The 15,237-nt window shown below is 45.5% G+C and carries 8 protein-coding genes; 6 read left to right on the plus strand and 2 right to left on the minus strand.

The features are described 5' to 3' along the window. Positions 1-12 precede the first annotated feature (12 nt). The 6 genes from BMX50_RS18550 to BMX50_RS18575 all read left to right on the plus strand — a co-directional run bounded on the left by BMX50_RS18550 (position 13) and on the right by BMX50_RS18575 (position 12,553). Positions 13-1,638 carry a glycoside hydrolase family 43 protein gene (locus tag BMX50_RS18550; RefSeq protein WP_091212041.1) on the plus strand — a complete coding sequence of 542 codons (1,626 nt, stop codon included), beginning with the start codon at positions 13-15 and terminating at the stop codon, positions 1,636-1,638. 7 nt (positions 1,639-1,645) lie between these two features. Continuing rightward, a complete protein-coding gene (locus BMX50_RS18555; protein WP_091212042.1) occupies positions 1,646-5,581 on the plus strand; it encodes a glycosyl hydrolase in 3,936 nt (1,311 codons plus the stop codon). 43 nt (positions 5,582-5,624) lie between these two features. Further along, positions 5,625-7,628, plus strand: a complete 2,004-nt coding sequence (locus tag BMX50_RS18560; protein WP_208864743.1) for an alginate lyase family protein — start codon at positions 5,625-5,627, stop codon at positions 7,626-7,628. An 8-nt stretch (positions 7,629-7,636) separates the two neighbouring features. After that, positions 7,637-9,283 (plus strand): hypothetical protein, encoded by a 1,647-nt coding sequence (locus BMX50_RS18565; RefSeq protein WP_091212043.1) that lies wholly within the window; start codon positions 7,637-7,639, stop codon positions 9,281-9,283. A gap of 1 nt (position 9,284) precedes the next feature. After that, the gene (locus tag BMX50_RS18570; protein WP_091212044.1) at positions 9,285-10,895 is read left to right on the plus strand and encodes a hypothetical protein; all 1,611 of its coding nucleotides are present in this window, start codon (positions 9,285-9,287) and stop codon (positions 10,893-10,895) included. Positions 10,896-11,302: 407 nt separating this feature from the next. Continuing rightward, positions 11,303-12,553 carry an alginate lyase family protein gene (locus BMX50_RS18575; RefSeq protein ID WP_091212045.1) on the plus strand — a complete coding sequence of 417 codons (1,251 nt, stop codon included), beginning with the start codon at positions 11,303-11,305 and terminating at the stop codon, positions 12,551-12,553. A 107-nt stretch (positions 12,554-12,660) separates the two neighbouring features. On the opposite strand, the gene BMX50_RS18580 is transcribed toward BMX50_RS18575, so the two are convergent. After that, positions 12,661-14,022: an alpha-L-fucosidase gene (locus tag BMX50_RS18580; protein ID WP_167668008.1), complete on the minus strand. Its 1,362-nt coding sequence runs from the start codon at positions 14,020-14,022 to the stop codon at positions 12,661-12,663. Positions 14,023-14,217: 195 nt separating this feature from the next. After that, positions 14,218-15,216, minus strand: a complete 999-nt coding sequence (locus BMX50_RS18585) for a hypothetical protein (protein WP_091212047.1) — start codon at positions 15,214-15,216, stop codon at positions 14,218-14,220. Positions 15,217-15,237: the final 21 nt, after the last annotated feature.

Here is a 15,237-nt window from a genome sequence, read left to right on the forward strand (position 1 = left end):
GAGGGAACAGTAATGTACAAAAACACTTTAATAATAGTACTTATCCTGCTTATTGGCCCCAGGCAGGGCTTCGCGCAGCTATCAAAAGTATGGGTTGCAGATAAAGGCAATGGAAGCTATCAGAACCCCATTATACATGCTGATTACTCCGATCCGGATGCTATCCGTGTAGGCGATGATTATTATATGGTATCATCCAGTTTTAATTGTATGCCCGGCTTGCCTATTCTGCATTCAAAAGATCTGGTAAACTGGCAGCTGATCAATTATGCTTTGAAAAAACAGGAACCCGCCGCGGTTTATGATTCGCCGCAGCATGGCAAAGGCGTCTGGGCCCCCTGTATCCGATACCACAATAACGAGTTTTATATCTATTACCCCGATCCGGATTATGGCGTTTATATGGTTAAAACTAAAAGTTTGATGGGGGATTGGGATAAACCTGTCTTGGTTTTGCCGGGCAAAGGTATTATTGATCCGGCACCATTTTGGGATGATGATGGCAAAGCGTATTTGGGTGTAGCCTGGGCCGGAAGCAGGGCGGGCGTTAATAGCCTCATCACTATTTTCAGGATGGATCAAAAAGGAACTGCCGTTACCGACGAAGGAATTCATGTTTACGACGGTCATGGTAAAAACCACACCATAGAAGGACCTAAAATTTATAAACGAAAAGGTTATTACTACATCCTTGCCCCGGCAGGCGGAGTAGCCACCGGTTGGCAGGTAGCTTTGCGTGCTGAAAATATTTATGGGCCTTATGAAGATAAGGTAGTGATGGACCAGGGCAAAACCGCTGTAAACGGTCCGCACCAGGGTGCGCTGGTGGAAACCCAAACAGGTGAGTCCTGGTTTATTCATTTTCAGGATAAGGGCGCCTACGGAAGGATAATTCATTTGGAGCCTGTAAAGTGGATAAACAATTGGCCGGTGATAGGCAATGATCCCGATGGCGACGGAAAAGGCGAACCTGTTACCGTTTATAAAAAGCCAAATGCTGGCGCGGTATATCCGATAGTAACCCCTTCGGAAGACGATGAGTTTGACAGACACAAAATGGGCCTGCAATGGCAATGGCATGCAAATCCCAAAATTCAGTGGAGTGCGCTTATCAAAGGATCAGGTTATTTGCGGCTATTCGCTTATCCGCAGGATAAAAACACGATGAACCTTTGGGCAACACCCAACCTCCTGCTGCAAAAACTGCCCGCGCCGGATTTTACAGCCACAACCAAATTAAAATACCAGGTTGAATGGGAAACAGGACAGGGTAAACGAGCTGGTTTATTGATGATGGGCAATGATTACAGTTACATCGCGATATCCAAAGATGAACGGGGTTATAAATTAAACACAGTGGTTTGTAAAAACGCCGCCGATGGCACTGTCGAGGAAATTACCGATGAGAAAAGGATCAATATCAACGAGGTATACCTGCGTATCCGCGTAAGCGCTCCCGATGCCAAATGTGTTTTCAGTTACAGCGAAGATGGTATAAACTATAAGGCTATAGGCGAGGAATTTTTTGCTAAGCCTGATAAGTGGATAGGTGCAAAAGTGGGCCTGTTTTGTATAAGTACCGCTGATGTGCGCATGGGTGGGTATGCAGATTTCGATTGGTTTAGGGTAGATAAGTGAGGATACAATGGAGAGACGACAATTTATAAAAAACACTTTCCTTACTTCGGCAGGATTGATAGCTGTACCCTATATCAATTGGGTGTTGGGAGATACCCTGCCTGATAAAGATATGGAAGATCTGTTTATAAAGCCACCTGCTAACGCCCGGCCATGGGTTTTTTATATGTGGATGAACGGCAACATTACCAAAAATGGTATTACGCTCGACCTGGAAGCCATGAAGCGTATGGGCATTGGCGGCTTTATCAATTTTAATGCGGCAGTAGGCATTCCGCGCGGCCCGGTTGATTACGCGCATGAGGATTGGACTGAAGCCGTAGTTCACACTGCTGCTGAGTGCAGCCGGTTGGGTATTGATATGTTTATGCATAATTCTCCCGGCTATTCGGGTTGCGGAGGGCCATGGATCAGTCCCGAAATGAGCATGCAACAACTGGTGTGGACTGAAACAATTGCAACTGCCGGTTCACAACCATTGCAGTTGAAATTGCAGCGCCCGTACGCAAAGCTGCATTATTACCGTGATGCTATGGTGATCGCTTATCCGTCCCTTCCGCAGGAAAAATACGTGATGAAGGATCGGTTAAAAAATGTTTGGCTGAATGGTACTGAGATAGATATTGATGTTGTTACCGACGGGGATCCCGAAACGAAGATCAGGCTGGAGGCATCACAAACATTAGTGTTTGAATTTACCGAAATTTATGAGTGCAGTGCCATCAGTGTCTATCGCAAGCCGGAAGTACCGCATGACCTTTTTGATGGGCCCCGCGATCACCCGCCGCTGTTATTGCTCGAATCCTCGCAGGATGGGGTTTCATACACTACCATCGGCCATATCGCCTGCTGCGAATTGCGGGCAATGGATACACCATCTGCCTTAAGTTTCGATTCGGTATCGGCAAAATTCTATCGCTTAACATCGCCAACACCAACCTGGATCTCGGAAGTGCAATTGCATAGCGGTCCACGGTTAGGCGGCTGGCCCGGGAAAACAAACCATACCCATGGCAGCACAGGCGGTAATACACCTGCTATAACACCTGATATGATTATTAACCCAGATCAGGTTGTTGATATCAGCACTTATATGGATGCTCAGGGAGATCTTAAATGGCAGGCACCAATAGGAAGATGGACTATTTTGAGGATAGGCCACACCACTACCGGTGAAGAAAACGCCGCACATCCCGACGCTGGGAAGGGCCTTGAGACAGATAAATTCAACAAACAAGCACTTGATACCCATTTCGCTAAATTTCTTGATCCCTTGTTAGGGAAATTAAAACCTCACATTGGCAAAGGCTTTAAGGGTTTTACGGTGGACAGCTGGGAAGCCGGTAAACAAAACTGGACGATCAATTTTCCCGAAGAATTTAAAAAGCTCATGGGTTATGAAATTGTACCGTGGATGCCTGCTTTAACCGGGCGTATTGTTGGCTCGGTAGATGATACGGAAGGTTTTTTATGGGATATCAGGAAAGCCCACGCCAACCTGCTGGCCGAGAATTTTTACGGGTATTATCAGCAATGCTGCCATAAACGCGGTATTCAATTTAATGCCGAACCCTACGGAGATGGTGTGTTTGACAGCCTGCAGGCGGGCCAATACCTGGATACACCGATGGCCGAGTTCTGGACACGTTATATTTACGGCAGCGACGTAACATCCAAACAAGCTGCATCTATAGCGCATGTTTATGGCAAAACTGTAGCAGCGGCGGAGGCTTATACCGCGATGCCGGCAAACTCAAAATGGGTTGATTATCCTTATTCGCTGAAAGCGGAGGGCGATTATTTTTTTACGCTTGGTATCAATAGGCTGGTGTTTCACACATTTGTGCATCAGCCTTACCATTCCGCAAAACCTGGCATGACCATGGGGCCTTTTGGCTGTCACTTCGACCGGAATAATACCTGGACAGATCAAGCCTATGGCTGGATAAAATATATTCAGCGATGCCAATACATCTTACAGCAAGGTTTATTTGTGGCCGATGCCTGCTATTTTAAAGGTGATTCTCCCGAATCTGGAGTGCCGGATACCTATCAATTTATGCCCGAAGGATATGTAGCGGATGTAATAGGCGCGGATGCGCTTAACAGGTTTAAGATAAAAGACGGCCGGATTGTACTGCCCGATGGCATGATGTACCGGGTTTGTATACTGGCCAAACTGGAAAGGCTCCTTCCCGATACCTTAAACAAATTGAAAAAACTGGTTGAAGAGGGTATGGTATTGCTGGTATCAAAGAAGCCTTCAAAAGCTTATGGCCGTACCGCAGATAAGGTAATACAGGGTAGCATTAAGCAACTTTTCGGTAATATTAACGGAGCAGAATTTAAGGTTAATAAGCTGGGAAAAGGATGCGTGATCTGGACTGAAAATCTCTTAACTGTGTTCAGCGACTTATCTATTACCGCCGATTTTAAATATTCGGCAGAAAATCCGGATGCCGCGATCCACTATGTGCATAAAAAAACAGCTGGCGGCGATTATTATTTTATAAGTAACCATCGCCGCCGGTACGAGAAGGTTACCTGTACTTTCAGGGTAACCGGCATGCAGCCGGAACTTTGGGACCCGGAAACCGGTGAATTCTTTGACCTGCCTTTGTTTTCTTTTACCAGGGATCAAACCAGTATCGCTATTGAATTGGCACCCGCCGGCTCCGCGTTCATCATTTTCAAAAAGAAAGTGGTTAAACAGGGTTACACAAGTATTATTAAAGACGGAAAGCCTTACCTGGATACTCAGGCCTCCCCGGCATTGTCACCTGAAAACAGCAGCGTGGTTAATGATTTTTCAATAAGTGTCTGGGTCAGGCCGGATTCGTTTGCACAGGAAGGTAAAAGCATGATTTTTCACCCTGTTTCGGGCGAACAGCTTTTTGGCAGGGGGCATGCGGCCATCGGCCTGGGGGCCGGGCAGAACGGGGTAAGGATATATGAAAAACAGAAAGGCAAAGCGAAAGTAGTATTATTTGACGATGAACCTGTACAGGGCTGGACTCACCTCATGTTGGTTTATAAAAACGGCGCTCCCAATTTGTACATCAATGGTAAATTGAGTAAAGCAAACCCCTCCTCCGGTTTAACTGTCCATGCTTTTTTACGTGCGCCCGTTGAGCAGGATCATTTGTCGAGCTATTTTGAGGGCAATCACACCGCGCTGCAGTTGTTCCCGATGGTACTTACAGAACAGCAGGTTTATAGGATCTACCAACAGGGATTACCTGAGCCGGAACGCCCCATAGCCATTAATTTAAAACGATTGAACGGCGATCGCATGGAAGCATTGGTGTTTAACAACGGTACCTATCGTATTAAAGGTAAAAGCGATGTAAAAGAGTTTAGCGTTCGTAACGCGAAGTCCATTACTTTAACAGGTCCCTGGAAGCTTGAATTTCCCGGACAGGCGCATCTCGCCGATGGCATAGAGCTGGAAAAGCTGATTTCCCTGAGGCTGCACCCCGATTTTGATATCCGGCATTTTTCGGGGACGGTTATCTACAAAAAAACAATTATGCTGACCAGTAATGATCTTCAGGACAGCCACCGCATCCTGATAGATCTTGGCCGCGTCGAGGTTGTTGCCGAATTATGGGTAAACGGTAAGCTGATCAAAATTCTATGGAAAGAGCCCTTTGAAACCGACATAACCGACACCCTAAAAAAAGGATCCAACCAATTACAAATTAATGTTACTACGCTTTGGGTAAACCGCCTTATAGGGGATGAGTATTTTCCTGAAGAAAATACCTACAGCGCTGATAATTATATTGAAAAGTTACCCGGGTGGTTCATCAATGACCAGCCTAAGCCGGGCAGGCGTAAAACGTTTGCTACCTGGAAAAATTTTGACAAAACATCTCCATTAGTGGAGGCCGGTTTGCTTGGGCCTGTTAAATTGATCACCGCTATAAAGAAAATTATTTGATAAAAAACCTTTGGACGGTTTAAGTATAACTAACATATTTAAGATGAGAAAAATACACCAGATTTTGCCCTGTTTAATGTTGGTAATTGCCGCAGTTATGGCAAAAGCCCAGCCTTTTGTGCACCCCGGGCTATTGCAGGGCAAAGCAGACCTTGAGCGGATAAAAACAGCGATCAGTAATAAGGAAGAGCCTGTTTATACTGCTTTCGTAGAGTTTCAGGAGCACCCGCAATCGCAGGACAATTACCAGATGAAGGGACCAATGGCTATGGTTGGCCGCAACCCCACGGTGGGTCAATCCGTTTATGATGCCGATGCCAACGCCGCTTACCAAAATGCGCTCATGTGGGCACTTACGGGTAAAGCAGACTACGCCTTAAAAGCAAGGGAAATTATCAACGCATGGTCATCTACATTAAAATCGATAACCGGCAGGGATGCCGTTTTGATGGCCGGGCTTGGTCCCTTTAAAATGGTAAATGCGGCAGAATTACTTTTATATACTAATGCAAACTGGCCCATAGCGGAAGTGGAGCTTACAAAAAGACATTTTAAGGGAGTGATTTACCCGGTAATTAAAGATTTTGCCCCTTTTGCTAACGGTAATTGGGATTCGGCCGCTATGAAAACAATGATGGCTATTGCTGTTTTTTGCGATGACAGGGCCATGTTTGAACGTGCATTGAACTATTACGTTGATGGTGCGGGGGATGGACGTCTAACAAATTATATCATTAACCAGGATGGAGAATGCCAGGAAAGCGGACGAGACCAGGGGCATACACAATTAGGTATTGCTCACCTCGGCGATTGCGCGGAGATGGCGTGGAACCAGGGACTTAACCTGTATGCGTATGCGGATAACCGTTTATTACAAGGATTTGAATATACAGCAAAATACAACCTGGGTATGGATGTGCCTTACATTGCTGAGCTTGACAAAACAGGAAAATACCTGCATAAGGAAATTTCTGCGGAGTCAAGAGGGAAACTCAGATCTGTGTATGAGCAGATCTATAATCACTACGTTAAAAGAATGGGTTTAAAAGCGCCATATACAGGGCAGGCTGCCGCCCGCATCCGGCCCGAGCCCCAGGGAGGGCCAGGTGCAGACCATATAGGCTTTGGAACTTTACTTTATACAAGAGCGGAGGGTAGCGGGGTTGACGTAAGAAACAAACCGGCAGCCCCTGCCGGTTTGTTAATAAAAACTGACCCAAAAGGTCGTAATGCTTTGACATGGATAGAACCGGCAGGGGCTACCGGTTATTTTGTAAAACGTGCCATAAAACAGGGGGGGCCATATATTACCATATCGGCAAAAATTAAAGGAGGGCATTATATTGACAGTAAAACCATTGGAGGGAAACTGTATTTCTATACAGTTTGTGCAGTTAATAGCAATGGTAAAAGTAAGGATGCCTATCCCGCCGGTGTTATTTCGGCTTTGCCAACCGGCTGGCATCAACCAGCGGTAGGGGCGGAGAACTCTTTTGGCAACGGCCAGTTTGATGATAAACAATTAACCATTGAAAGTGCCGGAACGGGTGTAGATAGCAGCGCCGATTATTATCATTTTGTTTATAAAGCCTTGGATGGTAATGGTACTATTTCGGCCGGATACGTGCCGCAGGTAAGCTCTCAGTTTTCATCGTTTGGGCTCGTTATCCGTAACGGAACAGGCAAAAACAGCCCGGAAGTAATGCTGATGGTAGCTCCGCTATCATCGGGGCAGGTTGAGGCACCCAAATGGTGCATAAAGTTACTCTCTCGTAACGCGGGTGATGTTGTTCAAAGTAGCCCGACATTGTTGCCGCTTACAGATCCGATAGTGACATTTAGCAGGTTGACAGGTGATTTTTATTTCCGCCTCACGCGTAAAGGTGATGAATTTACGGGTGCTTATTCAACCGATAACAAATCATGGATAAATATAGATAGTATCACGCTGCACCTTAACAAAGCAGCAACGGCTGGGCTGTTTGCCGCCTCTGGTGTACAGGGAATTGCAACCAGGGTAAAGTTTAACGAGGTTAACATTAATTGATAACTAACATGAAGATCATCAGGTATATAATCCTTTTTTTAATCTTTTTGGGTTTTGCGTTCCGGGTTCATGCCCGGGTGTGGCAATGGTCGACCTTAATAAAAAACGCAAACGAGAACGCCGGACAGGCAAGGGCCTTTTTATGGATCCCGCCAACTTGTAAGCAGATAAAGGCTGTCATATTCGCGCAAAACAATATGGAGGAAGAAAGCATATTGACGGATTCGAAATTCAGACGGGAGATGGGCAAATTGGGTATTGCCGAGGTCTGGGCGAGTCCGGCCTTTAACCTTAAGTTTTTATTTAACCAGGGGGCAGGCGAACAGTTTAACGCCATGATCACAGATCTGGCCGATATTTCCGGTTACAATGAATTAAAAACAGTGCCGGTTATCCCCATAGGGCATTCGGCAGCAGCCAGTGCTCCTTATTATTTCGGGGCATGGAACCCAAAGCGTACGCTGGCCTGTATCTCGGTAAGCGGGCAATGGCCCTATGTGCGGAATGTTTTCGCTCCAGATATCTGGCGCAAAGATCAAGGCCTTGATTTTATTCCCTGCCTGGAAACCATGGGCGAGTATGAAGCCGCCGCTACCTGGAGTGACGAAGGATTGAACGAGCGGCAGGAACACCCGTTTTTGCCATTAAGTATGTTATCAAACCCGGCCCAGGGGCATTTTGCCGCCACACAGGAAAAGATCGATTACCTGGCTTTTTATATTAAAAAAGCTATCAAATACAGGTTGCCAAAACGAGTTCCGGTTGGAAGCGCTCCGGATTTGGTGCCTGTCGATCCCACAAAAACAGGCTGGCTAGTTGATAAATGGCGGTACGATAGGCCGCCGTTAGCAGAACCTGGGCCTGTAGGCCAATACAAAGGCGATGTTGCCAACGCGTTTTGGTATTTTGATGAAGAAACCGCTAAGGTAACCTCAGCCTATCAGGCAGCGCACCGCAATCAAAAGCCGCAGTTGATAGGTTACCTGCAAAACGGAAAAATGACCGAGCAGCGAAACACCCACCAGCAGGTTAACCTGAAATTTGAGCCGGAAGCAGATGGTATCACCTTTAAACTCCATGCCGCCTTTTATGATACGGTTGCCGGCGGAAGCCCGCGCCTGCCTGTTTGGGCAGGCATGCCGGTTGGCTCATTTATAGGGCATGCTTCCGGAGGTATTCCGATAAGCATAGATTGCATAACGGGGCCGGTTGTTAAAATAGATGATTCTACTTTCCGTGTAAACCCACGTGCGGGTTATTGGGAAAACCCGCATAGTTATGAACTTTGGTTTGCGGCCACCCAGCCCGGCGATACATATTATAAACCGGCAGTACAACAAGCATTAATGGTTGTACCACCGCGTAACACCGTTGGTAGAGAGCAGCACATCAACTTTTTGCCCATATCCAACCAAAAGCAAAACTCGCAAGGTATTAAATTGAGCGCGACATCGGATGCGGGCGTGCCCGTAGGCTTTTACGTGTTGGAAGGTCCGGCAGAGTTATCGGGCGATAAGTTGAATTTAACCGTTATCCCGCCCCGAAGCCGTTTCCCGGTAAAGGTAACCTTGGTTGCCTGGCAATATGGCAATAGCAGCGAACCCAAATTACAGACAGCAGCGCCTGTTACACAAACTTTCTTTATCCAAAAATAACATGACACGTAAAATACTGACGCTTATTATTCTTGTTTGTACAATGCAGGCGGCTGCTGCTCAATACCATCCGGAAGATCATGTCTACCAGTATAGCGTTAAGGTGGGGAGCCGTGATGCTTACCTGTGGATCCCGCCGAAATGTAAAAGTGTAAGGGGAGTGATCATCGCCCTGTCAAACCTGCTCGAACGCAACTGGCTGGAAGCCCCGGTGATGAGGCGTACCGCGGCTAAAATTGGTTTGGCCATCATATGGATAGGGCCTGCGGAAAAAGGCGATGAGTTGTTTACTGCTGATATGAAACCCGGTATGGATAAGGTATTTCAAAAAATGATGGACGATCTGGCTGTCGAATCGGGTTATAGTGAATTGAAAACCGTGCCTGTCATCCCCACAGGGCACTCGGCAAACGGCCATTTTGCCTGGACATTCGCTAGTGCTTTCCCTGAGCGTACTATAGCAGCGATACCCGTTAAAACTGTTCCTTATCCTGATAGTTTAAGGTTTAAAAACATTCCCGTTTGTTACATCGTAGGACAAACGACGGAATGGCCGCAGTTCCGGGTGCCAGATCCCGCGACCACACCCGGCGAACGCGATTTTTATTGGCCGGTTGTTAAAAACACGGCATTAGCGCTCCGTGCCAAAGACCCTGAAAATCTTGTGTCGGTAGTAACTGATCCCGGTGGGGGGCACTTCGACTGGTCAGATAAGCTATCGGATTTCATGGTCCTTTTTATCCGGAAAGCTTGCCATTACCGTCTCCCCGATAGCGGGGAAACAACTCTTAAGCCCATTACAAAGGAAAAAGGGTGGATGACCGGTACAGGTGGCATGGTAAAAGATGAGTTTAATGCCGCACCATATGGGCTGTTTAAAGGTGGAGCTTTAAAGGGGTACTGGTTTTTCGACAAGCAAATCGCTGAAGCGGCTGTAGCATTTGAAGGTGACCGGGTAGCAAGAGAGAAGCAAATGCCAACCTTTTTACAGGATGGAAAGCCGTTGCCGGTAGCTAAACTGGGTTATGCCGCGCTAAAGTTTGAACCGGAAAACGATGGCGTTTCTTTTAATTTGACAGGCGGTTTCTTAACCGCGCTACCGCCCGAACTCATTGGAGCTGGCAATCCATTGGGCCACGCACAGGGTCCGGTTCGTTTTAAAATTATCAAGGGACCCGCTATTCAAGCCGGTAACACTTCGTTTAAATTACAGTTTGACCGCGGTGCCACAGGCGGGGAACTATGGCTGATGGCCGAACATCCCGGAAATTATCAATACCGGCATGCCGTTCAACCCGGAATGATGCGCATTCCTTCAAAACTTACGGATGGCACGGCACAAAATATAAGTTTTGACACCATACCGGATATAAACATTCATACCAGATCAGTTATGCTTAATGCTTCGTCAACCTCAGGGTTGCCCGTTAGTTATTATGTAACTGCCGGACCCGCTTATATTGCTGGTAACAAATTGAAAATTACCCAGGTACCGCCCAAAAGCAGGATGCCGGTTAAAGTTACCGTTATAGCCTATCAATGGGGAAAAATGAATGGTTTAAAGGTTGCCAGCGCCATACCCATTATCCGCACTTTTTATATAAAGAGATAATAAATAAGAAAAAAAACAGCAGTGACCCGGTTATAGGTCACCGTTTTTGAAATAATTAACTAACACTATTTACTGTTTATAATATCATTATGAATAACACCAAATTAACTATCAACACCCAATAACATTCTTAAAACCAATGCCTATGTAAAAATGAGAAATTAAGTAAAAACCGGAACCGATAGCCAGTCTGGCTGATTGTTTACCGTTATGGTATGAGCCCATCTTATACCTTGAAAACTGGACGGCCAATTCCAGTAAAAAACCAAAGCTGATGTAAAAATAGTGAAGTACCCATTTCGGGCGTCTGTAGGATTGCTATTGCCTTTTTATTAGCCGCAGCAGCCGAATGTGGTATGCGCTATTTGTCATGAGCAATTATTTACCAATTAAATTTTAACCAGATTATGAAAAAAAAATTGTTTTATGCCGGTATTGTGTTCGTTTTATTTACCGGCTGCGCTAAAGTGAAAAATCAGACAGTTGAACAGCCCGCCGGACACAATGACGGCAAATTGAAAACCACGTTAATGACTTTCGTGCACCCGGGAACCGTACTTACCAAGCCGCAATTGCAATACGCGTATGCGCAGGCAATTGCCAATGTTGAGCCATGGAAAACAACCTTTGCCAACTTTCAATCTAATTATGCATCCTTTTTATCAAGTGCTTACACCGCCCATGCGCATGCCCAGGTTGGCAGGAACTTGTACAAGGCTGATTATGAAAATGATGCTATGGCAATGTTTGTTAATGGCGTAATGTGGAACATGACAGGACAAAGCCAATACGCCGATAAGGTGGTTCAACTTTTGGATGCCTGGACATCAACATGCACATCCATTCAATATCCCGATAATGACTGGCAATTATGTAACGGGTATGGTCTGCATTTTATGATTTACGGTGCCGACCTGATTTATAATTACCCGGGTTTTACATCGGTAAAAAAAACAAACGCTAAAAATCTTTTTACCATTTTTTATAACTATTACGCAACTTATGCAACGGCAAATGGCAAAACTAACCCGTTTGTAGTTAGTGGATGGCCGTCATGGGGTTCGAGCGCGGGCAAATTTATTATGGCCTACGGAATATTCTGTGAAAATCAAACTGCCTATGACTTATCGCTCGAATATTTCAGCAGAACCGCTGCAAACGGTGCCGATAACGGCACAAATGTAACCGCATTTCTGTCAACAGGTCAGCCGGTTGAGTGCGGACGCGACCAGTATTATGCGCAACTGAACCTGGCCAGCTTTTTGGAATGGGCACAAATGGCATATAACCAGGGAAGCACGGCTTTGTACGATGCAAGAAGCGGTGTAATTGGCAAGGCAATGGAATACGTTGCTAAATATAATCTTGGCAACAGTGTGACCTGGACTTCAGTTACCCCCGCAACGCCAATCTGGGCGGTAACACCGCCCATTACAGCTATTTCTACTGCCAACCGTGGCAATTACCGGCCCATCTGGTATATGGCTTATAATTATTACCACCGGTATCGTGGTTTAAGTATGCCTTACACTGAGCAGGTGATCGGGAGCCATGTAAATGAAGGTCAAACAGCCACTATTACCGATGAAGTGGGATATGGCAGTTTGTTTTATTGCAACTCATCACAAACTGTTGTTGCTCCACCCTATACCTGGTAAAAAGGTAATTCGAAAATGTGTTCAAAAGCTGGATTTTATATCCGGCTTTTGATTTTCTATCACATCGAAGTTTGGAAACACATCGCTGATCACCATCCGCGCAGCTGTTATTTTAGTTTCAGCGCAAACGTGGTCACAGCGGGGTTCAGTTGATCTGTATTTATTTTTAACGTAACGCCTTCTCGGTTTTGTTTGAATTTTACTTTCCCGCCACCAAGGATAGTACAAGATAGTATTTTGCTTTCTACGGCAGGTAAACTGAGCGTTGCGGTTATCGAAGCAGAATTGAGCAGGTGCACATAGATTATCTTTTCTTTATGGGTACTTCCGTACAGGCTATCGATTGGTTGGAAAGGTCCGGGTCTTGTAGCATATATGCTTTCACCATTTATCTTTAACCAGTTGCCTACTTCTTTCAAACGGGCTGCATGCGAGGATGGGATCACACCGTCCTGATTCGGCCCGACATTTAAAAGCATATTCCCTCCGCGATCAACGACATTCACCAGCATTTGGATGATACTTTTCAGCGACATGAGCTGCTGGGTTTTATTAAAACCCCAGCTTGAACCATTTAGATTTAAGCATTTTTCCCAGGGTATGTCAATGATCGGGCCTTTTACCTCCGCAGGACCTTCATTTACCTGGAAATCGCCAAACATGCCCGACCGCGGGTTGATCACTACATCCGGCTGATATTTGCGAACCATCGCATTTAGTTTAAGCGGTTCCCAAAGCCACGCCGCATCAGCGTCGCCTCCTTTGTGTGCCAACCAGCCACCATCATACCACAATATGTCTATCTTGCCGTAATTTTTCATAAGTTCTTCTACCTGGCCATATGCCTGTTCTTTCATTGCGGCAGCACTTTCTGGCAGTCCCTTTGGATCAAAATATCCTGGAAAGCGCCAATCCATAGGTGAATAGTATATGCCTACGCCCAGGCCGGCTTTTCTACATGCCGCAGTATATCCCGCTACAAAATCACAGTGTGCGGCTGTTTCCATCGTATTGAAGTGCCGGTAGCTTGAAGGACTGTTCCACATGGCGAAGCCATCATGATGCCTCGCGACCATAACCATATATTTCATTCCGGAACTTTTAGCTATTTGAGCCCAATCAGATGCATTAAATGATTTGGGATTGAATTGATCAGCCAGTTTCGCATATGTTTCGGCCGGTATTTTTTGATTGAACATCGTCCACTCGCCTGTAGCCGGAATAGCGTATAAACCCCAATGAATGAACATGCCAAACTTTGCATCTTCCCACCATTGCATTTTTTCTGAAGACAGATTGAGCCCGGGACCTTTTAAACCGGTTACCCCGCCTTTGAAAGACTTAAAAGCGGCGTTACTCTTTTCCATAGATTTTTGTTCGTCCGTACCCATTTGCTGAGCGTAACCTGAGAACGCGAATAACAAAAACGAAAGCAAGGAGATTGGTTTTTTAATATTTAAAATTAACATAGGGAATAATTGGTTGATCATGTAAATAGGTTGTTCAAGTATAACAGACAGAATTTGTTGATAACCCGGTAGCAAATATAGATGAAGACCCTATATAAGCAGGGGGACTGGCAGGCCAAAAGGAGGGGGGATATTAGATGATGATCTCCTTTAAATAGGGGAGCCTCATTAATGCCTAATATCACATTTCACAGATCAGTTTGCATCAGGCGTAAACGTATAAAACTCATAGGTTATAGTCCAGTTCAGGGTTTGACCTGGTGCAACAGTGATTTTTATATACGGTTCCGGGCAGGCAGTAGTAGCGCAAGCCCAAAAAACAACCTTTTTTAAAGGCTGATCCGAAGTTGCCCTTATGCCTGCACCTGTCTGGTGGTTTTCCATTTTGAAATCGTAGTCCAGCGCATCGTTTCCAAAACCAGTCAGGCTATCGCACTGTAACCACTCATTGCCTTGCAATACCTTCAGAAAGCTAAGAGTGTTACCATGGATAACGGCATTTGTGCCCCACCATTTACCTGTTGCCTTCACATTTCCACGAAATTTTATTTTTATAGCAGGACCCGTAGGCTGATTATCGATTACCGGGAAATTATGGTCAAATACATCGGTTACTATCGGCCTTTTGCCAATATTTTTCAGGCTGTGTTTTAAAACCATTTTGGGCTCCCCTCTTATCAAGCTTACGGTTTTCGTGTACAGGTATGCATATCCGGATGCATCATGCAGTGTATGTTGATAAACTATGGCATTTTTTCCTCTCCTAACTGTCCATATGCCACCATCTACAATTTTGTAAAGTTCTTTCGGCTTATATGGTGTGTCAGATTTTTTTCGCAAAACGCCCACGCCTATGACCACAAAGGTTTTTCCCTGTTTTGCATCATTATAGCCTATAGGACTAAAAGACTCAACCGGGCCGATTACAGCATCGTTATTTGTTGCAGCATAAGCGGTTGACCATTGCCCGAAAAAGGTATGCCCTTTATAACGAAGTCCTGAAAAAACTCCGGCCCAGTCAAAACGTGTACCGCAGTAGTATCCATTTTCCGGATCAACCAGATATAGGTCAGCAACGATCATTCCGTTTGAAATGGTGTGTTTTGGAGATGATGTTGAAGGGATTACACAACAGGAAAGCCCAAAGAAAAAGGCAATGAAATTTGCGTTTACTTTAAACCATTGGCTTAGCATGACTTTAAATTTCTTAAGGTA

Origin of the sequence: Mucilaginibacter gossypiicola, from assembly GCF_900110105.1 — a bacterium.
In the GTDB taxonomy this organism is placed as follows: domain Bacteria; phylum Bacteroidota; class Bacteroidia; order Sphingobacteriales; family Sphingobacteriaceae; genus Mucilaginibacter; species Mucilaginibacter gossypiicola.

Coding starts and splice junctions, on each gene's coding strand:
- BMX50_RS18550 (WP_091212041.1), top strand. CDS start 13: ATGTACAAAAACACTTTAATAATAGTACTTATCCTGCTTATTGGCCCC.
- BMX50_RS18580 (WP_167668008.1), bottom strand. CDS start 14,022: ATGTTAATTTTAAATATTAAAAAACCAATCTCCTTGCTTTCGTTTTTG.
- BMX50_RS18575 (WP_091212045.1), top strand. CDS start 11,303: ATGAAAAAAAAATTGTTTTATGCCGGTATTGTGTTCGTTTTATTTACC.
- BMX50_RS18570 (WP_091212044.1), top strand. CDS start 9,285: ATGACACGTAAAATACTGACGCTTATTATTCTTGTTTGTACAATGCAG.
- BMX50_RS18565 (WP_091212043.1), top strand. CDS start 7,637: ATGAAGATCATCAGGTATATAATCCTTTTTTTAATCTTTTTGGGTTTT.
- BMX50_RS18560 (WP_208864743.1), top strand. CDS start 5,625: ATGAGAAAAATACACCAGATTTTGCCCTGTTTAATGTTGGTAATTGCC.
- BMX50_RS18585 (WP_091212047.1), bottom strand. CDS start 15,216: ATGCTAAGCCAATGGTTTAAAGTAAACGCAAATTTCATTGCCTTTTTC.
- BMX50_RS18555 (WP_091212042.1), top strand. CDS start 1,646: ATGGAGAGACGACAATTTATAAAAAACACTTTCCTTACTTCGGCAGGA.